We start from the raw sequence: 25,314 nt of genomic DNA, 5'->3' as shown, positions 1-25,314 counted from the left end.
CCTGATCTTATGATTTATTCTATATATAAGGTGATATTATCAATTAGTCTTGCATGCTTGAACTTTACAGCCATTGCAATGATGATGTTTCCTGCCAGTGATTCAAGTGGTTTAAGTTCCGGGTATTGATAGACTTCAATATAGTCAATCACGCCACTTGTTTGGGCAGTAATATGTTCACTAATTAGAGCCGTGACGGTAGCTGCATTTCTTTCACCTGATTCAACCGCCTCTTTGGCCTTCAATAAACTTTGGTACAGCTCTTTAGCCTCCATGCGTTCTGGATCTGATAGGTTCACATTTCGCGAACTCTTCGCTAACCCATCTTCCTCGCGTACGGTATCTACAGCAACAAGCTGGATAGGGAAATTGAAGTCTTTGATCAGTCCATCTATCACGGCGACTTGCTGGGCATCCTTCTTACCAAAGTAAGCTCTATCGGGAAGGATGATATTGAAGAATTTCGTTAAGACTGTCGCTACACCATCAAAGTGTCCAGGCCTTTGTCTCCCGCATAAAACATCCGTCCTGCTTTGGACAACAACTTTCACAGATGGTTCTTCACCGTACATTTCATGGACTGTTGGATAGAAGAGATAATCCACTCCGCCATTGGCTGCGACATTTTCATCCCGTTCCAAATCCCGCGGATATGTTTCAAAATCCTCATTCGGTCCAAACTGCATCGGATTTACAAAAATACTCAATACCACAATATCATTCTCTTTGCGGGCCTTTTCCAAAAGGGTTGCATGCCCCTCATGCAAAAACCCCATTGTCGCTACATAGCCAATGCTTTTGTGATTGTTTTTTTCCTCTCTAAGTGCCAATTGCAAATCAGCTGCTGATGTAAAAGTTTTCATCTTTTTCCTCCGTAAAGTTCAGAAAGCTGCTCTTCCTTCATCGTGAATGTATGTTCTTCCGACGGAAAATCTTTAGATTTCACTTCATTCACAAAGCTTGTAATCGATTGGCCAATCAGTTCATTTGCATCTCCATAAACTTTTACAAATTTCGCTAGCCGGTCTACCCCATACTTGATGACATCATGGTAAACGAGGACTTGACCATCCGTTTCTGCACCTGCTCCAATTCCAATGGTTGGAATTTCGAGGTTCCGTGTGACGAGTTCCCCCACTTGATATGGAACACATTCAAAAACTACTAGCATCGCCCCTGCCGCTTCACACTTTCTCGCATCTTCCAAGAGTTGTGCTGCACTTTCTGCATCTTTACCTTGCACTTTATATCCGCCCAGAACACCGACGGATTGAGGAGTCAAGCCAAGATGGGCTACAACCGGGATCCCTGCCTTTGTCAATGCTGATATTTTTTCAACAACATCATCCGCTCCCTCGAGCTTCACGGCGTCCGCATGACCTTCCTGCATGATCCGGGCTGCATTCTTCAGTGTTTCATCCATAGATAGGTGATAGCTCATAAAGGGCATATCCGTCACGACAAATGTATTTGGTGCCCCGCGTTTTACTGCCTTTGTATGATGGATCATGTCATTCACCGTAACTGGAATCGTTGAGTCATACCCCAATACGACCATTCCTAAAGAATCACCGACTAAAATCATGTCTACACCTGATTGTTCGGCTAACTTTGCTGACGGGTAATCATAAGCCGTGAGCATGACAATCTTCTCTTGATTTTGTTTCATCTTCAAAAAATCTCCGGACAATTTCATTACGTTTCCTCCTTTTAATGGAGGAGATGAAAACATCAGCGAAAACTGGTGTCTATACATTCATGCGCAAAAAAAGGACTGACTAAAAAAGTATCTGTTTCGCTACGAAAAATGGCATGAAAAGCCACAATTCGATCAATAAACAGCACTTAGCTTTTTAGTCAATCCCTTTGTTTCATCAGAAGTTTCATCCCTCCGTCCCAGTCCAGTTCTCTGGATCAAGGCAGATTTTCAAATAATTTGGTATTTATGGGGGTGCAGTTCACATGAGATACTGCCCACTTGCATTATATCAAGCAAATTTGAAATTTTCTATTTAATTTTCACGAATTTGACAAAAATCTACTGAATTTCAATATCAGCAGAATATATGGAATGTACGGTACCTTTTTCGTCTTCGAGAAGTAAAACGCCTGAATCCGTTATGCCCAATGCTTTACCGACAATCATGTCATTAACGGTACTGGCTTTGATTACCTGTCCAAGACTGATCGCATAACTCTCCCATAAATCCTTTATAGGCATGAACCCTTGATCTAAATAGAGTTCGTACAGATTTTCAAGACGAAATAATGCTCGTTGAATGACCCTGGACCTTGAAATCGTCCCTCCACTTTCTATGAGTAGGGAGGACGCTTTTTCCTGCAGTTCTTCAGGAAAATCCTCCAATTGCTGATTGATATTCATTCCAATTCCGATAATGACAGAATGGATTCTATCTGACTCCGCCTGCATCTCCGTCAGGATGCCCACCACTTTCTTGCGATTCACCAAAATATCATTCGGCCACTTTATCTGCGGCTTCAAATCAGTGGTATCCTCTATAGCCTGAGCTACAGCGACCGCGGCCAATAATGTAAGTTGCGGCGCCTCATGAATCGGAATTTTCGGTCTTAGGATCAGACTCATCCATATCCCGCTGAATTTTGGGGAATGCCAAGATCTCATTAGCCTTCCTTTGCCGGATAACTGCTCCTCGGCAACGACGAGGGTTCCCTCCTGAACGCCTTCATTTGCTAGTTGATGCGCAATTTTTTGAGTGGATTCAACAGTTTCCTGATAATGGATCATCTTGCCGATCGTTTTTGTTTCCAAGCCAAGTTGTATTTCGCTCTCGGACACTTTTTCCGGCGCCGATATGATCCGGTAGCCTTTTTTCCTAACAGCTTCGACATTATATCCTTCACTGCGCAGGTCTTCTATATGCTTCCAGACCGCTGTGCGCGAACAGCCAATGTATTCAGCAATTTCCTGACCGGATATAAACGCACCATCCGCTTTTGAGAGGGCTTCCATCAGCTTTGTTCTTAACTCAGATTGCATTTCACCAGCCACCTCTTAATTTCTTCTTTATCATTTCTTAATTCTTCATTCAAGACAGCTTTCAATATTTTTTCCAAGTATTCCTTGACCCATGGACCTGGCTTCTCTTGATGCCAAATCAATAAATCCGTCCCCGTGACGGCAAGATCCGACATTTGTTTTATAATAAGTTCATTGTAGCGTTGGTGTGCATTCTCTTCAGCATCCGATACATTCCCGGCATTCAGTGCAGCTCTGACTTTAGCAGCTTGTACCGTTATGCCATGACCTGCCTGAAATACATCGATGGCTGATGGTTCCTTACTCTTCACCAGCTTTATCGTACGTTGAACGTTTCTTATCGTTTTCAATGGCAGCTTCCATGCCCTCAAAGCCTCTTCGATTTCTTGATCCTTTGTGTGAATCATGATGATAGACCATATCTCTGCCGCATTCAGTTGATGAAGCGGCAGGTTCAGTAAGTCCATCAGATGATCTTTTTTACTTGAGAATAGAGGCAGGTATTGATATAATCCGCTTTCCAGCAAGAGTGAGAAAGCCTTTATCTTATTGGAGCCGGCCGCTAGTTTCTCAAATTCAACCAGGATTCTTTCGACAGCGATTTCACTGATGTTCTGGGCGTTCTCTTTAAGGGAATCAAAGGTTTCTTGATCCAGTTCAAAATCAAGTTGACTGACGAACCTTAAAGCACGCATCATTCTCAATGCATCTTCATGAAACCTTTCATGCGGGTTACCAACTGTGATAATCCTTTTTTGTACCAAATCGCGCTTACCATTAAATGGATCGATGATCTTTCCGGTCTTATCCATTGCTATTGCATTCATGGTAAAATCTCTTCTTTGCAAATCTTCGGTCAAAGAACGGACAAACTTTACGGCATCGGGCCTGCGAAAGTCCGAATACCCGCTTTCCGTTCTAAACGTCGTAATTTCGTATGTACCCATATCCGTAATGACAAGCACTGTACCGTGGTCGATTCCGATATCAGCCGTATTAGGAAAAATCCTTTTGATTTCCTGGGGTGTTGCGGAAGTAGCGATGTCCACATCGTTTATTGTCCTGCCAAGGATATAATCCCTTACAGAGCCGCCAACGAAATAAGCCTCATATCCTGCTTCTTCAATCAATTCCAGAATGGGTACTGATTTCAAGAATAACCGATCCATCAGCGTCTCCTCCCTATTCCATGGATTTACCTTCAAGTGCTTGAATGTAGATGGCTTCATACTCTGACATAACCGTATCACTATGGAAATCAGTATTGGCCCTTTCCAGCGCAGCTTCAGAAAAGCGTTTATGTAAACTCGGGTCGCTTAAAAGTCCAACCGCTTTTTCAGCAACCATTTTGACATCTCCCAATTCACAAATATAACCAGTCTCCCCATCAACGATGACTTCAGGTATTCCCCCGATATTCGTCCCGATACAAGGAACTCCACATGCCATCGCCTCGAGCAGCACAAGTCCGAAACTCTCTTTTTCCGATAACAGAAATATCAAATCACTGATTGAATATAATTCCGCAAGGTTATCCTGCTTACCAAGGAACAAGACCGCATCATCGATTCCAAGATCTTTAGCCAATTTCAATACGGTTGTCACTTCCGGCCCATCTCCTACGAGCAGTAGCTTTGCAGGCATTTTCTTTTGAGTTAAATAAAACGCCTGGATGACATCTTTCACTCGCTTGACCGAACGGAAATTCGAAACATGTATGATCACTTTTTCATCTTCCCTGATTCCGTATTCATCCTTAAGGTAATCTGAATCGGATTTATGGTACTCTCTTTCATCAATGAAATTATAAACGGTTTTGATTTCCTTATCCGGCGCGATTAATTCGTGCGTTTGCTGAACAAGGGAATTAGATACTCCTGTAACGACATCTGATTGCTCTATGCCGAATTTAATCAAATTGGTCAATGAGGGATCCTGGCCCAAAACGGTGATATCCGTACCATGCAGTGTCGTTACGATCTTTACTTCATTACCTGACATCTGCTTTGCAAGGATCGCACAAACAGCATGTGGAATTGCATAGTGAACGTGAAGGATATCTAATTTTTCCCGTTTTACGACATCCGCCATCTTGCTCGCAAGCGCCAAGTCATATGGCGGATATTGAAAGACTGAATATGAGTTCACTTCAACCTGGTGATAAAAAATATTACAGTACATCTTATTTAAGCGAAAAGGGATGCTTGAAGAAATGAAATGTATTTCATGTCCCTTTTCTGCAAGCATCTTACCTAATTCAGTTGCTACGACACCAGAACCCCCAACTGTCGGGTAACAGGTAATTCCAATTTTTAATTTCATAAGATTATTATTCTCCTAACAAGTCGGCATCGATCAGTAACGGTTTTTTTGTCATGAATCCCTCCGCAAAGGCGACACCCACTTCTTTGCCAAACATCCGCTCCCGTGCCTCTACAGTCTCGATATAGCCATTAACTAACGGTGTTTCTACAGATACCTGACTTTTTTCGAATTGGCTCCCATATGCCCTAAGGCTATCCAGCTTTTTCGATATTGTAGACGTGATATCCACGACGAAGTCCGGTTTGTGAAACCCATTGATCATATAATAGTGCATATTTTGGATACGATGGGAACTCAGACCTTCTTCTTCCATATACTTTCTTACTCCTGCCGAAAAAACTGCTTCCTCGACTAATTTGGCACAGTTACCATGATCGGGATGGCGATCTTCCAAAAATGGTGCAAATACAAGTGCAGGTTTATATTGGCGAATGACCGTGATGATTTGGTTTATGTATTCCGCCTTCATGTATAGTCCCCTGTCGGGTAGATTAAGGGAAATCCTCTTCACCCCAAGGATTTCAGCAGCCTTATCGGCTTCCTCTTGCCGCAGTGGAACGGTTCCATTGGACGACATTTCAGCTTTTGTCAAATCACAAATGACAATTTTCCTGCCTTGTTGCACATATTTAGCGATTGTGCCACCCATACCGATTTCAACATCATCAGCATGTGCCCCGAAAGCCAGGATATCTATATTACTTTTGTTTATCATTTATCTCACCTTGTTTTTGCCGTAGTTTTAGCCAGTCCATATACCCATGTTTTAAACCTTGTATGAGCACTTCTGCAGTGCCCATATTTGTTGCCAAGGGAATTTCATATACATCTGATAGGCGGATAAGCGCAGATACATCAGGTTCATGCGGCTGTGATGTCAAAGGATCGCGGAAAAATAGGACCATGTCCATTTCTCCGCGTGCAATCATTGCACCTATTTCCTGATCTCCGCCAAGAGGTCCTGAATGAAAACGATGGACAGGCAGTGATACTTCTTCCATGATTCGTTTCCCAGTCGTACCTGTTGCAAATAATTCATGCTGCTCAAATACATCTTTATAGGCTGTCACAAATTGAATGATATCTTCTTTTTTCATATCATGGGCAATTAAGGCAATTTTCATAATAAATCCTCCTGATCCCTATTCAATAATATTTTCCAAGCCGTATACAAGAACATCCAATTTCATGACGGTATCAACAGCAAGTTTGACTCCTGACATGAAGGAAGCTCGATTAAAGGAATCATGCCTAACCGTCAATAGCTCTCCATCACTTCCAAAAAGCACCTGTTGATGGGCAACGAGTCCCGGTAGACGGACACTGTGGATATGCATGCCATCTACATTTGCACCTCTTGCCCCCTGGATGGTTTCTTTTTCATTAGGGTGCCCCTGTTGTTTTGTTTCACGTACCGCTGCAATCATGTCTGCCGTTTTGGAAGCAGTTCCAGAAGGTGCATCCAGTTTTTGATCATGGTGCATTTCTATGATTTCCACATCCGGGAAATACTTTGCGGCCATTTGGGAAAACTTCATCATCAAAATGGCGCCAATTGCAAAGTTTGGCGCGATGATGCAACCAATGCCTTTTTCTTTTGTCAATGAATCCAGCTTTGCTAAATCTTCTTTTGTAAAACCAGTCGTTCCCACTACAGGGCGGATGCCATGATTAAGTGCCGTTTCTGTATGGAACATGCCCACTTCCGGTGTGGTCAAATCGATCAATACGTCTGCCTCTACAGAAGAAAAGCATTCATTTATATCAGAAAAAACCGGTGCTTCAATCCCGTGAAAACCTTCTATTGCGGAAAGGCTTTCCCCGTTATGCTTGCGATCTATGACAGCTGCCAATTCAAACCCTTCTGTCCTATGTACAAGCTTCACCGCTTCATTTCCCATTCTGCCTCGTGGACCTGCTACAATCACTTTCACTTTACTCATCTTTACCTTCCTCCTCCATTTCCTCTTCTTTTCTTGTCCATCTATCTTTATCGCGGGTTGTGAATTTTTCCATGACCAAATCATGCGAGTTTTGAAGATCAATCCCTAAAGAATTGGCAAAACAAATCAACACAAAAAGCATGTCCCCCAATTCCGCTTCAATGGTATTCTCTTCCTCTGTCGCCTTCTTTGGTTTTTCACCATGGTAATGATTGACTTCCCTAGCCAATTCCCCAAGTTCTTCAGACATGCGGGCGAGCATGGCCAGAGGGCTGAAATATCCTTCTTTAAATTGTCCTATGTATCGGTCGACTTCCGCTTGCATTTGTTGGATCGTCTTTTGCTTTTCCATATGAGTCACCCATTCTTGATTTTCGTTTTCAAACATCATACCTTCTCCATGTTAGCTAAAAGTGAAACAGATGACAACAGATACGTTTGGAATCAAAATTGCCCATAGTTGGTTAATTAGTTATAATAAGTAAATTGATGCTATGCAAACCTTTGGAGGTATGGGACATGCTTTTGGGCTTAAAATTGAAAAACATCATATTTATCCTTTTTGGGGCTGGAATATTCGCTTTTGGCCTTGTGCATTTTAACATGCAGAACAACTTGGCCGAGGGCGGATTCACCGGCCTCACCTTGATTATATATCAACTTATCGGGATAAATCCTTCTTATTCTAATTTGATTTTGAATATTCCCTTATTTTTAATCGGGTGGAAATATTTAGGTCGCACATCTTTCTTTTATACGATTATCGGAACGGTTGGCCTCTCCGTTTGGCTATGGGTTTTCGAGAGATACGAATTTGAAATCAATCTCGGTAATGATTTGATGCTTGTGGCATTGTTTGCCGGGGTCTCGGTCGGTGTCGGGCTGGGCATCATTTTTCGTTACGGCGGTACAACGGGCGGAGTGGATATCATTGCCCGTTTTGCCCATCGTTACTTAGGTATTGGCATGGGTCGGACCATGTTCATCTTTGATGCCGTCGTCATTGGCCTATCGATCCTTACCTACCTGGATTACCGGCAAGCGATGTATACCCTCGTTGCCGTTTTCATAGGTGCCCGAGTAATCGACTTTATGCAAGAAGGAGCCTATGCTGCTAGAGGTGCAATGATCATTAGTGATAAAAACAAGGAAATTGCCGAAAAAATCATGAATGATATGGAGCGGGGCGTAACTGTATTAAGGGGCTATGGGTCCTTTACACGCAATGACCGGGAAGTCCTCTATTGTGTTGTTGGGAAAAATGAGTTAGTCCGCTTAAAAAATGCCATAACTTCTGTGGACCCTCATGCATTTGTATCAGTCAGTGAAGTTCATGACGTATTGGGTGAGGGCTTTACCCTTGATGAGAACAAGAATCCCATTGAAAGGTGATCCATTGACTGTACATACCGATTGAATGCAACCCTTATGAATGTTGCCCTGTCCAACTGAATTTTATTAGCAATGTGCAGCAAATACTCTTAAAAATGAAAAAAGGACCCCATCCCAAGATGGTGTCCTTTTCTCATTAATCTTCTTCCCTCATTCCTGTATACATAAGCAGAAGACGAACTAATTCCAGTACGGCTACAAGAGCGGCAGCAACATAAGTCATCGCAGCGGCACTTAATACTTTTTTCGTTTCCCGTTCTTCATCGTTCCGGATGACCCCGGCGGAAACGAGTTGATCCATCGCCCTAGAAGAGGCATTGAATTCAACCGGCAGGGTAATCACTTGGAACAATACAGCGGCTGCCATAAATACGATACCCGCCAATAGCAACTGAGGAATTGAAGCTAACATCCCGATTAAAATCAAAATCCAAGATATGTTAGAGCCAAAATTAGCTACCGGTACTAATGCATGACGGAAACGCAAGAATGCATAGGCTTCTTTATCTTGAATCGCATGTCCAACTTCATGGGCTGCTACCGCTACACCGGCAACTGAATGGCCGTGATAGTTATCCGATGATAAACGCACCGTTTTATCCCTTGGGTCATAATGGTCCGAAAGCATTCCAGGTGTCTCTTCGACCCTGACATTGAACAGTCCATTTTGATCTAAAATGGCCCGCGCCGTCTCAGCACCGCTCATACCGGAAGAGGCCGATACCTTTGAATATTTTTTATATGTGCTTTTCACTTTCATTTGTGCATAAATCGGGATTAAAATGATAATCGCCAAATAAATGAAATACATGGTATCCTCCTATAACTATTATTACTCTTAATTCTATGGATTGAAGGCAACCGTGTCAAATATAGTGTTCTCTTCCCCTGTCTATTTAATCATTATGTTCTTTCCTTGGTTTTTCCCTATCACCTTTATATTTTCTCCAGCCTACATAAGAAAGCGTCATGATAATGATTGAGCCTGTCGATATGATGACCCACCAAAGGGAAGGATCTGCATCATCTTCACCCATATCATCAAAAATGGAAGTTAGTTCGTTTTGCAACGCATCCAGTTCCTTCTGACTTTCTCCATCACTGATTACCTCCGGACGGTATTGGTTGATGTATTGAATCCTCGTGTCCAGTTGCTGCATCGTTTCTTTAGAAAGGTCGACTTTCAAGCTTGGATATATCATTTCATATTGTGATAGGAATAAGTTCAATTGGCTATTGAAGGTAATTGTGTCTTGATTGATCGCGGCATTCTTTGTCTGCTGGAAAGAATTCATCATTTGATCCTCCATCTCTGTCCAAAGAGGCTGATGGGTGGACTTGACCGCATCAACAACAAGCCGGAACTTTGTAACAGAATTAACCTTTTCGGAATCTCCCTTGTTCATATCCTTTATTGTCATCAACGCCTCATTATGAGCTACAGTGATAATTCGAAGTTCGTCCATGTCAAGGATCTGCTCTTTCGCTGTCTCTTTTAAAAACCGGTCAGAAAAAAACGTCAGCATCTTTTCCGAATCTCCATATCGCTTCAACTTGGTCATTTCCAAGGCTCTATCGGAAATGTTATCTAATTGCTCCAAACTTGAAGAGGATTCTGCATAGACAGGGAAATGTAAGACGACAAATAAAACAGCAATGGTTAATATGAATTTTTTCAACATGCTACTCGTCCCTCCTCATATCTCTACTAAAACGATATGAAAGAAAAAACATGAGTAGACCTCGTTCATCATAAAAAAGTTAACCCTGCTTTTACAAAGCTGTATTTAGAGTTAACTTTTTAATGGATGAAGGATAGGGTGGTCCGCTTTTTTCTATATCCAAAGTACCAGCCGACAAAAATGGATAGTATACTGAGCCAAAAAGTGAAATAACCTATCGAATTCATATATACCAATAAATCACGATAAATTGGCATCATTTCGAAAACATAATCGATTATGTCATTATGTATGGTCCAAATCCCTGCCACTATCAAATGCCAAGGTTTTATTCGATAAAATGGTGCATATAATACCCCTTGTATCGCCATCCCCAAATGAGAAGCCATTAACATATAACCTTCCCATGGCAATGAACCGGTTGTCACGAAGGTCATCAAATTCATTGCAACCGCCCATATTCCATATTTGAATAGTGTTATGATCGCCAATGCTTCCATAAGTCCGAAATTCCTTCTTAACAGGAACCCCAATAAAACAAATACAAAAAACAGGCTAGCTGTCGGGCTGTCCGGCACAAATGCCAAAAAAATCGCCGGAGTGTTTTCCAATTGACTACCATACCAATAATATCCATAGGCAGTACCGAATATATTTATTAATAATAACAAAGCGAGCATTTGCCGGTTTGCAAGCAAACTGTAAATAACATTCATTCTTTTACCCTCACTTACATTCTCAAGTATATTCATTTTACAGGCCATCAACCAGAAAACCAAGTATTCATTTCAAATTCCTCATATACGCTTCAATTTACCAATAAAAAAGCCGACAACCGTAGTCGTCAGCTTTATTTGCAGCCTATGAAAGAAATTGAAGTTTATGGCTATATTACTTTGTCGATAAACCAGATACAAATTCAGCTAATGTTTTCAGTTCTTCATCTGTACCTTTGAACATGCCAGCTGGCATGGCACCCTGGCCTTTGACTGCGATTTTAGAAATTTCTTCTGGCTTCAATCCAGTGTCAATTAAGCTTGGCGCTCCTGCTCCACCAGTTAATTCTGCTCCGTGACAGCTAATACAGCCATTAGAATCCATCAGTTTATACCCATCGCTCTCTTTATCAATGTCTGCACCTTCCACGATGGCTCCTTGCTTCTTGGAAGCTTCCCAATCGTGATGGGCTGCGGACTCCCATGTTAGATAGAAAACGCCGGCCATTGCCAATAGCATGAAGCCTACAGCAAAAGGACGTTTCGCCGGGCTCCGCTCTGGACCACGATCTAGAAAAGGTGCCAAGAGCAACGCTCCGAAAGCCAAGCCGGGTATTACCATGGACCCGATAGCATTATAAGGACCTGAAGCATAGGTATACTTAAGTAATTGGTAAAGGAATAGGAAATACCAGTCCGGCAGCGGAATATACCCTGTATCTGTTGGATCTGCTATCCTTTCCAATGGTGACGGATGTGCGATTGTCAGGCAAAGGTAGCCTACAAGAAATACAGCTCCTACCATCCATTCTTTTAAAAGGAAATTAGGCCAAAATGCTTCAGTTTTCCCAGGATATTCTGAATAATCTTTCGGAATATTCGGTTTACGGTCCGCGGAGATACGCGAGTCACCTACGAATTTCATACCTTTCCCACGATGCATTGAACAATTCCCCTCCTTTATGAAAAGGTTTTTTTGGTTTTTGGTTCACCATTCTTTTATAGCGGACCTGAAATACCTTGTTTTCGGATCATCAGGAAATGAGCCGCTAGTAAAGCAAACAATGCTGCTGGCAGGAAGAATACATGAATTGCAAAGAATCGTGTCAATGTCTGTGCTCCAACAATGGTTGGATCTCCTGCTATCAATGTCTTGAGTGCCGGTCCCATCAACGGTACCGATTCGACAATTGTCAACGTAACTTTCGTTGCGAATAGCGCTTTCATATCCCATGGCAATAAATAACCAGTCAAGCCTAATGCCAGCATGATGAAGAAAATCAATACGCCGACCATCCAGTTCAATTCACGCGGTTTTTTGTAAGCTCCCTGGAAGAAGACACGAAGAGTATGTAAAAACATCATAACGATAACTAGACTTGCTCCCCAGTGATGCATACCACGGACAATTTGACCGAAGGCAACTTCATTTTGCAAATAATAAACAGATTCCCAAGCGTTTTTAATGTCCGGGACATAGTACATCGTCAAGAACATGCCTGACAAGATTTGGATGACCGTAATAAAGAAAGTTAACCCACCAAAACAATATACGAATGCAGAAAAATGATGTGCGGGGTTAACATGTTCAGGAACCTCATGGTCAGCAATATCCCGCCATAACGGCGTAATATCTAAACGCTCGTCCACCCAGTCATATAACTTTGTTAGCAATGTTTACGCCTCCCCGTGCGGTTTTAGTTGACCCAAATAAAGTATTCCATCTTTTTCTTTCGTGTCAAAGACATCCAATGGTGAAACTGGCGGTGTCCCTTTCACATTCACCCCATCTTTCGTATACCTGCCGTAATGGCAAGGACAGAAAAATTGATTCGGATTAGTCTTATCCGTATTCCACCCTACCGTACAGCCTAAATGTTTACAGATTGGAGATAAAGCAACGATCTTACCATCATCCGTTTTGTAAACCCAAGCTGTATTTGTTTCTTCAGACTCATACCACCCATCGACCTGTTTAAAACTAAAGTCGACACGGGTTGGTTCGGTAGTGAGTTCACCTACCTTTTGCTTAGTTGCAACGTAATCCCCGCCTTTATCAGCTGATAATACAGGATCAATTGCAAACCTAACCATAGGCATCAACATACCGGCCGCCATAAATCCACCAACGCCAGTAAGTGTGTAATTAAGGAATTGACGTCGTGAAACATTATGCTTGCTCATGCGTTTTCCCCCCCTCTATTACTATACTGAGAGCCCAAAGGACCAATAAATAGCGACACTATAAAACTAGGACATTTCCATGATATCTCAATAATTTACCAAGGTCAATATTTGTAAAACCCAAAAGGTGGCAACTATGTGTCAAATAATGCGAAAAATCCTACTTTTTTTCATTTTTCCAATTATAAGAGAAAATATCAAGGATTTGGAGAACTTGCTGGTTAATCATTTCCCTTGCTTGTTCAATTTCAAGCCCCTCCAAGGGAATGGCAGGAATCCATACTAAATTATTTTCTAATTCCCGCTCTTCTTTTTTCCACTCGAAATCCGATGTAAGTAAGAAAACATGCTCGAAATTATTTTCTTTCACTTCATTGGCCCAACGCTTTAACCGTTCAACCTTATCCATTTCATCACTTAAATAATGAAATGTCGGCAATAAAAGAATTCTGCCTTTCATCTGCTTTTCAATTTCCAAGCTTAAAATGGTAAGAAATTCATTCATTGAGCCCGTTTGCTTCATTTGCCCTTTAAAAGATAGGGGAACCAAAGGAATCAAAACGGTATCCACATACTCTTTTGATTGCATATACATGTCAAGATCTTTTGCTGTCCACTTCATGTTTTTTCTTCACTCCCGATTTTTGAATCAACTCCTTATCATTTTACCATTATTTTTATAACATCTTTACCATATACCCATAGTCTTTACAAAAATGTGGATTTTATCAATATTTTATAAAAAATAAAAACCTTTCCTGTTTAAGGAAAGGTCAATTTATTTCATCCAAGTACTTTCAATTGATTCAATTGTTCGGTTAAATCCTTAAATGCTTGTTCATCATGCTTATCAAGTGCTTCATCGATTTCCTTAAGAAGACGGTCCCTTTGAAAATACAACATGCTTCTTTCTAAAAATTGTTCAGCTAGCAGCTGATCTTTTTCATTCGATGCCGTCGATTTCGGCATGAAGGGATTATGCTCGAGTACCGCTGCATATTGATAGGAAGAGTAAGACGATTTAAAATTAAGCTGAATATAAATGTCTTCGTCCCGATTTAAACGGATATCATGAAAAGATTTCTCTGCATCGGTCGTCATGATATTGGACTTATAGAACCTGAAAGGGACCTCATCCACACAATGTGTCGACATGATCAGTCCACGTGGGCAATATTGTGCATTTTCTACAAAATGAACCTTTTTCATCAGTTGATCATGACTCATTAAGTAATTCAATATCCACACGCATTCTCTTCGTTTCAGTTGATAATGATTTAAGAACCACCGAATAAAATCCTTCTTCTCATTCACAGAAACAGGGGCAGCCACCATGAATTCCCTCCTCTGTCTTGATTTAGTTTTATTTCACTTATCTACATTTCCTCTGTGCTTTCACCTAGCCGCTCCAAGATCATTGCATACTCATCATTCGCCGGATTCATCTCAAGCAGCTTATTAAATACTTCTCTAGATGTGGCTCTGTCTCCTTCTTCAATTAAAAAGAAACCATAATCTTCAAGGAAATCTTGATTGCTCTTGAATGAATTATATGCTTTATGATAGCTGGTTAATGACTCTTTAAATTGTTCGGTATGTTGATAAGATACAGCAGCAATCCAATCAAACTGAGGATCATCCTCTCCATATCGCCTTACTTCACCTATACACTCCAATACATCTTCATACCTTTCTTGGTGCATATACAATTTCAAAAGGGTAAGTGCAGCTTCCAGATATCCCGGATCAATGGCAAGTGCTTCTTTAAATAGATTTTCAGCCTCTTCGTCAAGCCCGCTTTTCAAGGCTATTTTACCACCGAAGAAGTAAAGTTCCTTATTGAATTCATCAGCCTTGATTCCTTCTTTGACCGTTTTCAAGGCATTTTCGAGATCTTCAAGATGTTCATAACTCTTTGCCAGGTACAAATATAGTGAATGATATTCATGATCTAATTCTTTCAGTTCAATAAACTTTCGTACGGCTGTCTCATAAAGACCTGCCTGAAAAGCTGTAAATGCATATTCAAATAGAGTATTGATTTCAAGTCCGTCCTTCAAGGCCTTCTCAAAGTGCGGAAGGGCCTCCTCGAACTTGCCCGAGCTGCTTAATGCTTCAGCAAGCCTCTGATTGACATTAACACCAGCGATTTCTTGTTCCTGTTCCAAAACCTTTATGTAATTTGCAATGGCTTCCTGATCCCTGCCTTGATGAAAGAACAGTTCAGCTAGTGCAAAATCAATGATGATCTCTTCTGGAAGCATTTCCTTAGCCTGCAGTAATTTCCGTTCGCTGACCTCATCCATCCCCTGCAATTGATAAAGGTCCGCTTCCAAAAGCAAAGCACTTGGATATACTTCATCATCTGCACTTACTTTTTCAAGCATCAGCATCGCTTCATCTTCCTGGTCCATATCAATTAGGATTTCCGCCAACGAAACAATCAATTCTCCTTCATCGGGATAGAGTTGCAGCAGATGTTCAAAAAGATCCTTTGCCTCTTCCGCAAAGCCAAGCTGGAGCATTTCTTCGGCCAGCAATAAAATGTCCTCTGCTGACTCTGATGATTTAATTCGATTTATATGTTTAAGAGCTTCTGTTAATTCCCCTTTTTTTAAATGCTGTATAACTTGTTCCACTGTGTTCATTGTTGAATCCTTCCTTTTGCATGATAGACTTGGTCCCTAGTCATACACACTCACGCCATAATGTAATATACTCTGCCATTAAGAACAAAATACCTTGTAATCGCGAGATGCATAGTAAACAGTATTCATTAGTTTACCATACTGCAGCCTTGTATTCCATCGATGAAGTCCCCTCCCATTCTCATTAAAAAAAGGTTACTAGTTAATTCTCCACGCTACGGTAAATCTCCTTTTTGATCTTGAACCCCTTTTTCATTATTTTCATGATCAATTCAGGTACAAAATACCCCTGATGTTAGCGCTTTCAACACTTTTAAGCATTTAAAAAAAGTTTACAGACCAAATAAGGTATGTAAACTTTTTTTATATTTACTTTATCAATTGCGTCAAATGCCCAAAAAATTGTGGATATGATACATCGATGGCATCAGGGTCGGCAAGTTCCACTTCCCCATCCGTTATCAAAGCCGCTACAGCAAGCATCATCCCGATACGATGATCCCCATGGCTTGTAACCATACCTCCATTCAGGGCTTTACGGCCTTTGATGATCAATCCGTCTGCTGTCGGGGTTATATCTGCCCCCAGGATGGAAAGCTCATTTGCAACAGTATCAATTCGATTCGTCTCTTTCACTTTTAATTCTGCTGCATCCTTGATCGTCGTTATCCCTTCTGCCTGTGTCGCCAGAAGTGCAATTACCGGTATTTCATCGATGAGACGGGGAATTAAATCACCGCTGATGGTCGTTCCTTTTAATCGGGAGCTTCTGACCGTGATGTCACCTGCAGGTTCTCCCTCGCTCGTCTTCTTCTCTATCGTGATATCAGCCCCCATCGATTTCATGACTTCGATGATTCCAGTCCTTGTCGAATTAAGGCCCACATTCTTTAATACCACTTCACTATTTTCCGTAATCGCTGCAGCCACCATGAAGAAAGCTGCCGAAGAAATATCACCCGGCACATGGATGGCCGTCCCTTTGAAGACTTGATTTCCGCTTACTTTAATCGTATGGCCGTCCTTTTCGATTTTACCGCCAAACTCCTGGATCATTCGTTCTGTATGATCACGGGTCTCTTCTGGTTCGATAATGATCGTTTCACCTTCTGCCTGTAAACCAGCCAAGATTATCGCAGATTTCACCTGTGCACTCGCTACAGGCAATTCGTAGCGAAACCCTTGTAATTTGCCTCCTCTTATGGCGAGAGGGGTATATTCGGCTCCTTTTCGGCCATCAATGGTTGCTCCCATCTGACGTAGAGGGTTGACTACCCGGGTCATTGGACGTTTGGCTATCGATTCGTCACCTGCCAAAACGGCTGAAAAATCCTGTCCTGCCAATATGCCCATCATTAACCTGATCGTGGTACCAGAATTTCCGACATCCAGTACTGATTCAGGTTCCTTTAATCCATTAAAACCTTTGCCTTCAATTTTGACGTGCTGGCCATCTTGTTCAATATGGACTCCAAGCTGCTTAAAACAGGAAATCGTACTTAAACAATCAGCTCCCGGAAGAAAATTAGTTACTGTCGTTTCCCCTTCGGCAAGGGCTCCAAACATTATCGAACGATGGGAGATCGACTTATCTCCAGGTATGGCAATCGAACCACGCAATGTTTGGATTTTTGTTTGTAATTTTTTAGTATTCATAAAACCATCCTTCCCTATATTATTATGCCAGGATCGTTTCATAATCTGTATATCTTGAAATACACTCCGCAGCTTTTATGCGATCAACATCCGTTTGGAAACTGATGACCAGCACACCGTATATCTCTTCCCTGGTTTCAATGATCCTTATGTTTGTAATGCTGATACCTTCTTGTGCCAAATATCCGGTAATCTCAGAAATTATTCCGGCATAATCCGGTATATCGATATATAAATCATAAAACGCTGGTATGGCGCCTTTCGCATGTGTCGGCAAATCATCCCTGAAAATCTTGGCATCGGTAAAGAATCGAAGGATTTCTTCACTTTCTTCATTCGCAACCAGACCTTTTATATGCTCCATTTCATTCAGCCAATCATTCATTAATTCAAGCAGCACATCACGGTTATGTAACAAAATGTCACGCCACATTTCCGGACTGCTTGAGGCGATTCTGGTAATATCCCGGAACCCACCTGCTGCGAGCCTTGAAATCAACTTGTTTTCCTTACTGTAATTTTCTGCCTGCTTAACGAGCCCTGATGCGACAATATGCGGAAAATGACTAATGACCCCAGTCAGCTTATCGTGTGTGGCAGGACTAACAATAAGAAAGTTAGCTCTTGTCCCCTGCAGCCACCCTTTCAGCTGCTCAACTTTTTCTTCTTTGATGGTGTCCCCGGGAGTAAGCAAATAAAATGCATGTTCGAATAAATGTAATTTGGCTGCCGCAGCGCCGCTCTTATGGGAACCAGCCATAGGGTGCCCCCCGATGAAGGCCACCCCTTTATCTATCAATGGTTTCGCTGCCTTAACGACTGTATCCTTCGTACTTCCAGCATCAGATATGAGGACATTACTTTTCAAATCCATATCAGCCAATTGAGCTAAAATCTTCACGGTTTCATTGACAGGCACAGCAAGTAGAATCAAATCAGCTTCACATGCTCCCGCTTCCAAAGATGATACAGAATCATCAATGATCCCCAATAGCATCGATAGTTGAATATTCTTTTCACTTAGGTCCATACCAACAATCACGGCTTCAGGATGTGCATGGCGTACAGCCATGGCCAGTGATCCGCCTATTAGACCTAAACCTATTACAAAAACCTTACCCTTCACTCTTCTCTCCCCCGCATCTTTTATGCTCCTCTAGGTTTGATGAAACGTTAAAGCAGCGAATCAGAAGGTGCCTCAACTTCATTCAAAAAAGCTTTAATAGCATGGATCATTCCTTCATTTTCTTCCGTGGAACCTATCGTTACCCTCAGGCTGTTAGGAAAACCGAAAGATTTCCCCGACCTTGCGATGAAGCCGCGCTCAAGCAAATATTGAAAAACCACATCGGCATCCTGTTTAAAATGGATAAAGATGAAATTACCTTGTGACGCGTAATAAGCCAAATTTTCCTTATTGCAAAATTCATAGTACTGCTTTAGCCCTTTTTGATTTTCTTCCTTGCATTTTTCAATGAAGGCCTGATCTTCCAAAGCGACGATAGCAATATTCTGTGCAAATGTGTTCACATTGAATGGTTCCCGGGATGGATCTAGTTTCTGGATGATATCCTCATCCGCCAAACCGTACCCTACCCTAAAACTGGCAAGTCCATAAATTTTTGAGAAAGTCCGGAGTATGATCAAATTTTTATATTTATTGATCCATTGATTCGTTCTAGGGTAATCCTCAGCCGTTGCATATTCACAATAAGCTTCATCCAAAACGATAAGAACATCTTCCGGCACTTTTTCGATGAACGATAATAAGTCCTGTTCCGAAATGTATTTACCTGTTGGATTATTTGGTGTACAAAGCCATACAACCGATGTTTCATCATCTATTACTTTAAGCATTCCTTCTAGATCATGAGCACCGTCAATATGAGGAACTTCCCTTATTTCCGCTCCTTCTAGTGTGGCATTATGGCGATACTGCGAAAAAGTGCCTGTTGCCATGACCGTATTCTTTCCAGCTCCCAATAGACTCCTGGAGATGATTTGAATGTTCTCATCAGATCCATTTCCAAAAATAAGCTGTGTTTCTTTCACACCTGTATGTTTCGCAACAGCTTCCCTTAGCATCGTTGCATATCCATCTGGATAGATGGCAAACGAATGGGTTGAATTCCTAACGGATTCCTTGACCTTTTCCGAACAGCCAAAAGGATTTTCATTTGAAGCTAATTTCGTGATTTTTTCCAGCCCGTATAATTTTTTCACTTCATCAGTGGATTTTCCCGGTTGATAAGACTTCAAGGAAAGGACCGCTTCATTCCATTTCATGTCAATCACCTCTATATATTTATCACTTTAAAGCAAGAAAGTGTTAGAATAGTATATCATATTAATAGATTTATAATCATCTTATATCTGCTTTGTCAAATCTGGCCGTAATACCGTAGCCCCTGCCTGGTATACATGCTGTATCTCTTTTTGAGATTTTGTCGTATTTACGTGGATCATGACCCGGATGCAAAATGGCAAGGAATTGCTCACCGGTATTTCTTTCATGCATGTAACCGGTACATAAGTCCAGCCTTCGAATTTCCTCAAGGCTTTGGCAGGGAAGACAGAACGAATCTCTTCCGTAGCAGAAAAAAATACAGAAGCTACCATATCGGGATCAACTTCGTTGACCTGAATGATCTCGGCCATCAACTTTTCGACAGCAGAAATCACTTCCATTTCTGTGTCACTTTCTACTGTAGTGGCACCCCTTATTCCTCTTATCACACATAGTCCCCCTTCTACTGAACTCTAAATCATCTCCGCCATTTCCTCTATCAGCTCAGAGTCGGCTATATCCATTAATAGCGGTGACCCCACTTCGTTTAGCAGGACAAAGGTAGCTGCATCATTGACCGATTTTTTGTCTGTTTTCATTAATTCTAGCAGCATTTCATGTTGAAGTCGGGTTGGAATGGTTATTTCATAACCTAAAGAAGAAACCCAGGCAATAAACTCATCTAGTTTAAAATCAAGACCCACTTTCTTTCTGCTTAGTTTAAGAGCATATACCATCCCGATTAAAATCGATTCCCCATGCGTAAAGTTTCCGTATCCCATTGAACCTTCCACTGCATGTCCAAGCGTATGACCAAAATTCAAAAAGGCACGAATGCCGTTTTCCTTCTCATCCTCTTCGACAATTTTAGCTTTAATGCCAATCCCTTTTGTAATCATGGTAAGGAATTGCTCATCCGTTATATCATTCAAATCAACAATATTCGACTTTAACCATAGATAAAGCTCATTATCTGCTATCAAGGAATGTTTAATGACTTCTGCAAAACCTGACCTTAATTCTTTAAGTGGCAGAGTCTTTAAAAATTCCAGATCATAAATGACCGCTTCAGGCTGATGAAAGGCCCCAATCATATTTTTCCCTAGCGGGTGATTGATGGCAACCTTGCCGCCCACAGCACTGTCGTGGGCAAGCAAAGTCGTCGGAACCTGTATAAATGGAATCCCTCTCATAAATGTAGCTGCAACGAATCCAGCCAAGTCACCGACTGCACCGCCGCCAAGGGCAATAATCAATGACTTGCGATTAATCTGTTGTGTTAAGCAGAAGCTTTGGCATTCATAAAACACATCGAATGTTTTGGCATGCTCCCCTTCTGGCACTACATGATGCAAGACCGGTTTTCCCGTCTTGATCAGGGCGTCCTTCACAGTCTGCAAATGAAGTGCCGCCACTTTCTCATCAGTTATGATCAGAATCTTGTTTAGATGATTCAGCTCATGTGTTATTAATTCGGGCAAGTCATTGATTGCCTTCTTGCCAATTAAAACCGGATATTGCTTGGAAGCCGTTTTTATTTGGATGGATTCCATGATTTAAAACCCCTTTACTTCTTCCCGATATGATCTTATGTACTCTGCTAATTGCTCATAACGATCTGAAGGGAATTGATCAACGATGGCAGCCGCCAGTTCCCATGCCACTACCGCCTCAGCAACTACTGCTGCCGCAGGAACCGCACAACTATCGGAACGCTCGACACTTGCTTCAAACACTTCCTTCGTATCAATATCAACACTTTTCAAAGGTTTATATAAAGTGGGGATCGGCTTCATCACACCGCGTACAACTATCGGCATTCCAGTTGTCATACCGCCTTCAAAACCTCCAAGGCGATTGGTTTTCCGGTAATAACCCTGTTCTTCATCCCATGCGATTTCATCATGGACATCACTGCCGAATAGATGGGCCGCTTCAAATCCTAGACCTATTTCCACCCCTTTAAATGCATTGATGCTCATTATCGCTGCCGCTAGTTTTGCATCAAGCTTACGGTCATAATGCACATAACTTCCCACTCCTACCGGCATTCCTTCTACAATGACTTCGACGATTCCGCCGATGGAATCTCCTTTTTGTTTCGCTTCATCAATTGCATCCTTCATCTGCTGCTCTACGTTTTTGTCGAAACATCTAACGGAAGATTCTTCTGTTACCTGTTGCAATTGCTGGATCGTTTCGTATTTTGGCGGTTCTGCCTTCACTCCGCCAATTTCCAAAACATGCGATGCCACTTCTATCCCCAATAAAGACAATAGTTTTTTTGCGACAGAACCTGCCGCCACCCTTACTGTCGTTTCACGGGCTGAAGATCGTTCCAGAACATTTCTCAAATCGCGGTGCCCATATTTAATCCCGCCGTTCAAGTCGGCATGACCAGGGCGAGGCCGGGTGATTTTACGTTTAATTTCTTCAGCTTCCTCTTCTGAAAGCCCTTCACTTCCCATAATCTTTGTCCAATGTTTCCAATCATCGTTCTCGACCACCAAAGCAACCGGTGAACCGAGTGTGTAGCCATGTCTGATTCCTGAAGAAATAAAAGCCTGATCTTTCTCGATCTGCATCCTTCTTCCACGTCCATGCCCTTTTTGCCGGCGTCCCAATTCTTGATTGATATCCTCATTCGAAATCGGCATTCCTGCCGGTAATCCCTCAATGATAGTAGTCAGTTGCGGACCATGTGATTCTCCCGCTGTTAAATATCTCATCTTCCAGCCCCCTTTTAGCACTTTAAAGTGTATATGTATCAATATACCACAATTTTATGAAATGTGGGTATATGTAAAACGTAAAAACCATATTGTTTGAATTTAATCACTTTTCACTCTATTTTACAAGTACTTAAACATTTTCGATATAGTTTTTCTTTCAAATCAGAGTTCTACTGGGATTTGCTATTACTCGACAAACGAAAAGGACTGAACGCCCATGAGCAGAATCAGTCCCTTTTTTAAAAAGTATTTACTTTTTCTTATAAAAAAATGTGTCGATCGTTTCAAATTGATATTTTCCAGGGGTGAATATTTGCTCTGTACTTCCTACAAAAAAAACCCCGCCGCTTCTTAGTGATGCACTGAATTTTTCATATAACAAATTTTTGGCTTCTTCCGTGAAATAAATTAGCACATTGCGGCAAATGATTAAAACCCCTGTTCAAAACGATCAGCGAGAAGGTTTTGCTTTTTAAATGTCACCCTTCTCTTGATTTCTTCATCAACGCGATAAAATTCTGCTTTTTTTTTAAAGTACTTCCTTTTGATTTCTTCAGGCACTTCATTTAAGGAACGTTCAGGATACATCCCCAATTCCGCTCGCGCCAACACATTTTCATCCAGATCCGTCGCCAATATCTCTATCTGGCTAAGTGGAACCAGATTGGATAAAATCATGGCAAGTGTGTATGGTTCCTCTCCAGTTGAACAGGCCGCACTCCAAATCTTCAACTTTTTTTTGTTTGCTAATAAACCTGGAAGGATTTTCTGCTCCAACACCTTCCATCTTTTCGCATTTCGATAAAATTCGGAAACATTGATTGTCATTCTATCCAGAAACTCATTTAAAACTTCGGGATTGGTTTGAATGTCTTTATGGTATTCACTAAATGAATGATATCCTCTTTTTTCATATAGAGATGTCAATCGCCTTTTCATTTGCCCTTCCTTATATAATGCCAAATCAATGCCTGTCAGCGTTTTGATATTACGAATAAACTCTTCATATTCTTGAGGCATTCCTACGACTCCCCTGCACAAAATTATTTAAGTGGTCCTTCCCTTTATATATCGGAGAGTGCCATATTTTCTTTAAACTACAATAATTCCTTACCATCCCGGGAAGCTAAAAAAGCAATGCAAAAAAAACGGGTTCCATCGCATAATGACGATGGAACCCGCTTCCTATATAGTGATGAGTACTAATTAATAAACCCACTCGTTTACAAGTTTAGAATACTCAACAAGTTCTTCTTCTTTGAAGAATAAACCGATTTCACGTACAGCGCTTTCAGCTGAATCAGATCCGTGAATGATGTTTTTGCCGACAGTTACCGCAAAATCGCCACGAATTGTTGCTGCTGCTGCATCTTTAGGGTTAGTAGCACCCATCATTTGACGTGCTGTAGCGATTACATTTTCACCTTCCCAAACCATTGCGAAGACAGGACCTGAAGTAATGAAGTCCACTAATTCGCCAAAGAAAGGACGTTCTTTGTGCTCGCCATAATGTTGCTCAGCCAATTCTTGAGAAATGACCATTAATTTTGCTCCTGCAAGAAGGAAGCCTTTCTTTTCGAAACGGGAAACGATTTCACCGATTAAATTGCGTTGAACGCCGTCAGGCTTTACCATTAAAAAAGTTCTTTCCATGAATGTCACTCCTAATATGTATCATTGTTATTTGCCTATATAAGGCAATACTTTTAGAATATTACCATTGTTTGATGAGTTTCGCAACTCCCATTATCAAAACTTTCTTTTTCCGATATTTTTCGCAATATCCGATAAAGTTTTTCTAGCTTTAATGGCAGGAAGACCCTTCAACTCAGTAAAAGCTTTTTCTAAATACATATCACTGATCCTCGCTGCCTGTTCAATGGCACCGGAAGTTTTTATCGCATTGATTATATGGGACATTTCATCTTTTGGCGTATCTTCCCGAACAGTTTCGATAAGCTTTTTTAACTTTGGATCCTCCATAGCGATCAAAACGGGTAAAGTGATATTACCTTGAATCAAATCACTCCCGGCCGGTTTACCAAGCTCTTCTTCCGACGCCGTAAAATCCAATATATCATCGGTGATTTGATAGGACATACCGACATAATATCCGAATTTAAATAGCTTTTCGTGAATTCCCTCTTCAACACCTGCTGAAATGGCTCCCAACTGGCAGCTGGATGCAATGAGCAATGCCGTTTTCCGTTTGATCCGTCTAAAATATATCCGCCAATTCTGTTCGAAATTATACTTATCTTTAATTTGTTCAATTTCCCCAAGACATAGTTCAACCATGGTATCAGCGAGAATTTGATGCGCAAGCGGAGACTCGATGACCGCCATCATTTCCAGTGCACGAGCAAAAATGAAGTCGCCTGTGTACATGGCGACACGATTATCCCATTTCGACTTGATGGTAGCCGACCCCCTGCGTAAATCCGCATCATCCACAACATCGTCATGTACAAGGGAGGCCGTATGAATCAGTTCCAGAGTCGCTGCGACATGCTTTACGACATGAATATCATAGTTGCCAAACTTCGCACCCAATAGGACGAATACCGGACGGATCCGTTTTCCACCGGATTGCAGTAAATGCAGGGAAGCTTCCCTTAAAACCGTGGAATCCGCTTCAATTGCGGCTTCCAGCTCTTTTTCTATTAATTGCAAATCTGCATTCAAAAATGAATACATCATTTTAAATTTCATACATTCCACCCAGCTTTG

27 protein-coding genes and 1 pseudogene are annotated in these 25,314 nt (G+C 41.5%); 1 reads left to right on the top strand and 27 read right to left on the bottom strand.

All coding sequences use genetic code 11. The features are described from left to right. Positions 1–14: 14 nt before the first annotated feature. The 9 genes from panC to AC2YHV_RS11810 form a co-directional block, all read right to left on the bottom strand. Positions 15–863 carry a pantoate--beta-alanine ligase gene (gene panC, locus AC2YHV_RS11850; RefSeq protein WP_487373247.1) on the bottom strand — a complete coding sequence of 283 codons (849 nt, stop codon included), beginning with the start codon at positions 861–863 and terminating at the stop codon, positions 15–17. After that, a complete protein-coding gene (gene panB, locus AC2YHV_RS11845) occupies positions 860–1,696 on the bottom strand; it encodes a 3-methyl-2-oxobutanoate hydroxymethyltransferase (RefSeq protein WP_053535578.1) in 837 nt (278 codons plus the stop codon). Before panB ends, panC begins: the two co-directional genes overlap by 4 nt. Positions 1,697–2,038: 342 nt before the next feature. Continuing rightward, complete coding sequence (locus AC2YHV_RS11840; protein WP_487373246.1) at positions 2,039–3,019, bottom strand: biotin--[acetyl-CoA-carboxylase] ligase; 981 nt, start codon at positions 3,017–3,019, stop codon at positions 2,039–2,041. Then, the gene (locus AC2YHV_RS11835; RefSeq protein WP_487373245.1) at positions 3,004–4,188 is read right to left on the bottom strand and encodes a CCA tRNA nucleotidyltransferase; all 1,185 of its coding nucleotides are present in this window, start codon (positions 4,186–4,188) and stop codon (positions 3,004–3,006) included. The genes AC2YHV_RS11840 and AC2YHV_RS11835 overlap by 16 nt, the downstream gene beginning before the upstream one ends. A 13-nt stretch (positions 4,189–4,201) precedes the next feature. Beyond that, a complete protein-coding gene (gene bshA / locus AC2YHV_RS11830) occupies positions 4,202–5,341 on the bottom strand; it encodes an N-acetyl-alpha-D-glucosaminyl L-malate synthase BshA (RefSeq protein ID WP_063575754.1) in 1,140 nt (379 codons plus the stop codon). Positions 5,342–5,348: 7 nt separating this feature from the next. Next, positions 5,349–6,059, bottom strand: a complete 711-nt coding sequence (gene bshB1, locus AC2YHV_RS11825) for a bacillithiol biosynthesis deacetylase BshB1 (protein ID WP_487373244.1) — start codon at positions 6,057–6,059, stop codon at positions 5,349–5,351. After that, positions 6,043–6,468: a methylglyoxal synthase gene (locus tag AC2YHV_RS11820; protein ID WP_048681639.1), complete on the bottom strand. Its 426-nt coding sequence runs from the start codon at positions 6,466–6,468 to the stop codon at positions 6,043–6,045. Before AC2YHV_RS11820 ends, bshB1 begins: the two co-directional genes overlap by 17 nt. Before the next feature lie 18 nt (positions 6,469–6,486). Next, positions 6,487–7,287, bottom strand: a complete 801-nt coding sequence (gene dapB / locus AC2YHV_RS11815; RefSeq protein ID WP_096337595.1) for a 4-hydroxy-tetrahydrodipicolinate reductase — start codon at positions 7,285–7,287, stop codon at positions 6,487–6,489. Continuing rightward, entirely contained in the window at positions 7,280–7,675 is a 396-nt protein-coding gene (locus AC2YHV_RS11810; RefSeq protein WP_223255836.1) for a nucleotide pyrophosphohydrolase, read from the bottom strand. The genes dapB and AC2YHV_RS11810 overlap by 8 nt, the downstream gene beginning before the upstream one ends. Before the next feature lie 131 nt (positions 7,676–7,806). Here AC2YHV_RS11810 and AC2YHV_RS11805 point away from each other — a divergent pair, with 131 nt between their 5' ends. Next, positions 7,807–8,679 carry a YitT family protein gene (locus tag AC2YHV_RS11805; protein ID WP_098937403.1) on the top strand — a complete coding sequence of 291 codons (873 nt, stop codon included), beginning with the start codon at positions 7,807–7,809 and terminating at the stop codon, positions 8,677–8,679. 136 nt (positions 8,680–8,815) lie between these two features. On the opposite strand, the gene AC2YHV_RS11800 is transcribed toward AC2YHV_RS11805, so the two are convergent. The 18 genes and pseudogenes from AC2YHV_RS11800 to hepT form a co-directional block, all read right to left on the bottom strand. Then, positions 8,816–9,490 (bottom strand): zinc metallopeptidase, encoded by a 675-nt coding sequence (locus AC2YHV_RS11800; protein WP_053535585.1) that lies wholly within the window; start codon positions 9,488–9,490, stop codon positions 8,816–8,818. Between the two features lie 85 nt (positions 9,491–9,575). Continuing rightward, complete coding sequence (gene ypjB / locus AC2YHV_RS11795) at positions 9,576–10,361, bottom strand: sporulation protein YpjB (RefSeq protein WP_034307968.1); 786 nt, start codon at positions 10,359–10,361, stop codon at positions 9,576–9,578. Positions 10,362–10,480: 119 nt separating this feature from the next. Then, a complete protein-coding gene (gene lhaT, locus AC2YHV_RS11790; protein WP_098865335.1) occupies positions 10,481–11,077 on the bottom strand; it encodes a lipoprotein heptaprenylglyceryl N-acetyltransferase LhaT in 597 nt (198 codons plus the stop codon). Positions 11,078–11,252: 175 nt separating this feature from the next. Then, positions 11,253–12,020 carry a menaquinol-cytochrome c reductase cytochrome b/c subunit gene (locus AC2YHV_RS11785; protein WP_034307972.1) on the bottom strand — a complete coding sequence of 256 codons (768 nt, stop codon included), beginning with the start codon at positions 12,018–12,020 and terminating at the stop codon, positions 11,253–11,255. Positions 12,021–12,076: 56 nt separating this feature from the next. Then, positions 12,077–12,751: a menaquinol-cytochrome c reductase cytochrome b subunit gene (gene qcrB / locus AC2YHV_RS11780; RefSeq protein ID WP_034307974.1), complete on the bottom strand. Its 675-nt coding sequence runs from the start codon at positions 12,749–12,751 to the stop codon at positions 12,077–12,079. A 3-nt stretch (positions 12,752–12,754) separates the two neighbouring features. Next, positions 12,755–13,261, bottom strand: coding sequence for a Rieske (2Fe-2S) protein (locus AC2YHV_RS11775; RefSeq protein WP_057276295.1), 507 nt, complete (start codon positions 13,259–13,261; stop codon positions 12,755–12,757). A 160-nt stretch (positions 13,262–13,421) separates the two neighbouring features. Then, a complete protein-coding gene (locus tag AC2YHV_RS11770; RefSeq protein WP_487373243.1) occupies positions 13,422–13,883 on the bottom strand; it encodes a YpiF family protein in 462 nt (153 codons plus the stop codon). A gap of 161 nt (positions 13,884–14,044) precedes the next feature. Further along, complete coding sequence (locus AC2YHV_RS11765) at positions 14,045–14,596, bottom strand: ReoY family proteolytic degradation factor (RefSeq protein WP_034307987.1); 552 nt, start codon at positions 14,594–14,596, stop codon at positions 14,045–14,047. 41 nt (positions 14,597–14,637) lie between these two features. Continuing rightward, on the bottom strand, positions 14,638–15,909 hold the full coding sequence (locus tag AC2YHV_RS11760) for a tetratricopeptide repeat protein (RefSeq protein WP_487373242.1): 1,272 nt from the start codon (positions 15,907–15,909) through the stop codon (positions 14,638–14,640). A gap of 369 nt (positions 15,910–16,278) precedes the next feature. After that, the gene (gene aroA, locus AC2YHV_RS11755; protein ID WP_057276292.1) at positions 16,279–17,565 is read right to left on the bottom strand and encodes a 3-phosphoshikimate 1-carboxyvinyltransferase; all 1,287 of its coding nucleotides are present in this window, start codon (positions 17,563–17,565) and stop codon (positions 16,279–16,281) included. A gap of 22 nt (positions 17,566–17,587) precedes the next feature. Then, positions 17,588–18,691: a prephenate dehydrogenase gene (locus AC2YHV_RS11750; protein WP_440438976.1), complete on the bottom strand. Its 1,104-nt coding sequence runs from the start codon at positions 18,689–18,691 to the stop codon at positions 17,588–17,590. Between the two features lie 47 nt (positions 18,692–18,738). Continuing rightward, positions 18,739–19,851 carry a histidinol-phosphate transaminase gene (gene hisC / locus AC2YHV_RS11745; RefSeq protein WP_063575748.1) on the bottom strand — a complete coding sequence of 371 codons (1,113 nt, stop codon included), beginning with the start codon at positions 19,849–19,851 and terminating at the stop codon, positions 18,739–18,741. Positions 19,852–19,932: 81 nt separating this feature from the next. Next, on the bottom strand, positions 19,933–20,301 hold the full coding sequence (gene aroH, locus AC2YHV_RS11740; protein WP_082609239.1) for a chorismate mutase: 369 nt from the start codon (positions 20,299–20,301) through the stop codon (positions 19,933–19,935). Positions 20,302–20,325: 24 nt separating this feature from the next. Beyond that, positions 20,326–21,405 (bottom strand): 3-dehydroquinate synthase, encoded by a 1,080-nt coding sequence (gene aroB / locus AC2YHV_RS11735; protein WP_487373241.1) that lies wholly within the window; start codon positions 21,403–21,405, stop codon positions 20,326–20,328. A gap of 3 nt (positions 21,406–21,408) precedes the next feature. Next, positions 21,409–22,581, bottom strand: a complete 1,173-nt coding sequence (aroC, locus tag AC2YHV_RS11730; protein WP_034308003.1) for a chorismate synthase — start codon at positions 22,579–22,581, stop codon at positions 21,409–21,411. A gap of 253 nt (positions 22,582–22,834) precedes the next feature. Next, positions 22,835–23,604: pseudogene (locus AC2YHV_RS11725) on the bottom strand (CheR family methyltransferase). Positions 23,605–23,790: 186 nt separating this feature from the next. Next, a complete protein-coding gene (ndk, locus tag AC2YHV_RS11720) occupies positions 23,791–24,237 on the bottom strand; it encodes a nucleoside-diphosphate kinase (RefSeq protein ID WP_034308008.1) in 447 nt (148 codons plus the stop codon). Between the two features lie 96 nt (positions 24,238–24,333). Beyond that, positions 24,334–25,296 (bottom strand): heptaprenyl diphosphate synthase component II, encoded by a 963-nt coding sequence (hepT, locus tag AC2YHV_RS11715; RefSeq protein ID WP_053535594.1) that lies wholly within the window; start codon positions 25,294–25,296, stop codon positions 24,334–24,336. Positions 25,297–25,314: the final 18 nt, after the last annotated feature.

Source organism: Peribacillus sp. SRI_006, assembly GCF_057586375.1.
Note: the sequence above shows the minus strand (reverse complement) of the source record. Positions and strands in the feature narration are given on the sequence as shown.

Bases quoted from the DNA above. Each gene is read 5' to 3' on its own strand.
- panC (WP_487373247.1), bottom strand. From the start codon at position 863: ATGAAAACTTTTACATCAGCAGCTGATTTGCAATTGGCACTTAGAGAG.
- panB (WP_053535578.1), bottom strand. From the start codon at position 1,696: ATGAAATTGTCCGGAGATTTTTTGAAGATGAAACAAAATCAAGAGAAG.
- AC2YHV_RS11840 (WP_487373246.1), bottom strand. From the start codon at position 3,019: ATGCAATCTGAGTTAAGAACAAAGCTGATGGAAGCCCTCTCAAAAGCG.
- AC2YHV_RS11835 (WP_487373245.1), bottom strand. From the start codon at position 4,188: ATGGATCGGTTATTCTTGAAATCAGTACCCATTCTGGAATTGATTGAA.
- bshA (WP_063575754.1), bottom strand. From the start codon at position 5,341: ATGAAATTAAAAATTGGAATTACCTGTTACCCGACAGTTGGGGGTTCT.
- bshB1 (WP_487373244.1), bottom strand. From the start codon at position 6,059: ATGATAAACAAAAGTAATATAGATATCCTGGCTTTCGGGGCACATGCT.
- AC2YHV_RS11820 (WP_048681639.1), bottom strand. From the start codon at position 6,468: ATGAAAATTGCCTTAATTGCCCATGATATGAAAAAAGAAGATATCATT.
- dapB (WP_096337595.1), bottom strand. From the start codon at position 7,287: ATGAGTAAAGTGAAAGTGATTGTAGCAGGTCCACGAGGCAGAATGGGA.
- AC2YHV_RS11810 (WP_223255836.1), bottom strand. From the start codon at position 7,675: ATGTTTGAAAACGAAAATCAAGAATGGGTGACTCATATGGAAAAGCAA.
- AC2YHV_RS11805 (WP_098937403.1), top strand. From the start codon at position 7,807: ATGCTTTTGGGCTTAAAATTGAAAAACATCATATTTATCCTTTTTGGG.
- AC2YHV_RS11800 (WP_053535585.1), bottom strand. From the start codon at position 9,490: ATGTATTTCATTTATTTGGCGATTATCATTTTAATCCCGATTTATGCA.
- ypjB (WP_034307968.1), bottom strand. From the start codon at position 10,361: ATGTTGAAAAAATTCATATTAACCATTGCTGTTTTATTTGTCGTCTTA.
- lhaT (WP_098865335.1), bottom strand. From the start codon at position 11,077: ATGAATGTTATTTACAGTTTGCTTGCAAACCGGCAAATGCTCGCTTTG.
- AC2YHV_RS11785 (WP_034307972.1), bottom strand. From the start codon at position 12,020: ATGCATCGTGGGAAAGGTATGAAATTCGTAGGTGACTCGCGTATCTCC.
- AC2YHV_RS11775 (WP_057276295.1), bottom strand. From the start codon at position 13,261: ATGAGCAAGCATAATGTTTCACGACGTCAATTCCTTAATTACACACTT.
- AC2YHV_RS11770 (WP_487373243.1), bottom strand. From the start codon at position 13,883: ATGAAGTGGACAGCAAAAGATCTTGACATGTATATGCAATCAAAAGAG.
- AC2YHV_RS11765 (WP_034307987.1), bottom strand. From the start codon at position 14,596: ATGGTGGCTGCCCCTGTTTCTGTGAATGAGAAGAAGGATTTTATTCGG.
- AC2YHV_RS11760 (WP_487373242.1), bottom strand. From the start codon at position 15,909: ATGAACACAGTGGAACAAGTTATACAGCATTTAAAAAAAGGGGAATTA.
- aroA (WP_057276292.1), bottom strand. From the start codon at position 17,565: ATGAATACTAAAAAATTACAAACAAAAATCCAAACATTGCGTGGTTCG.
- hisC (WP_063575748.1), bottom strand. From the start codon at position 19,851: ATGAAATGGAATGAAGCGGTCCTTTCCTTGAAGTCTTATCAACCGGGA.
- aroB (WP_487373241.1), bottom strand. From the start codon at position 21,405: ATGGAATCCATCCAAATAAAAACGGCTTCCAAGCAATATCCGGTTTTA.
- aroC (WP_034308003.1), bottom strand. From the start codon at position 22,581: ATGAGATATTTAACAGCGGGAGAATCACATGGTCCGCAACTGACTACT.
- ndk (WP_034308008.1), bottom strand. From the start codon at position 24,237: ATGGAAAGAACTTTTTTAATGGTAAAGCCTGACGGCGTTCAACGCAAT.
- hepT (WP_053535594.1), bottom strand. From the start codon at position 25,296: ATGAAATTTAAAATGATGTATTCATTTTTGAATGCAGATTTGCAATTA.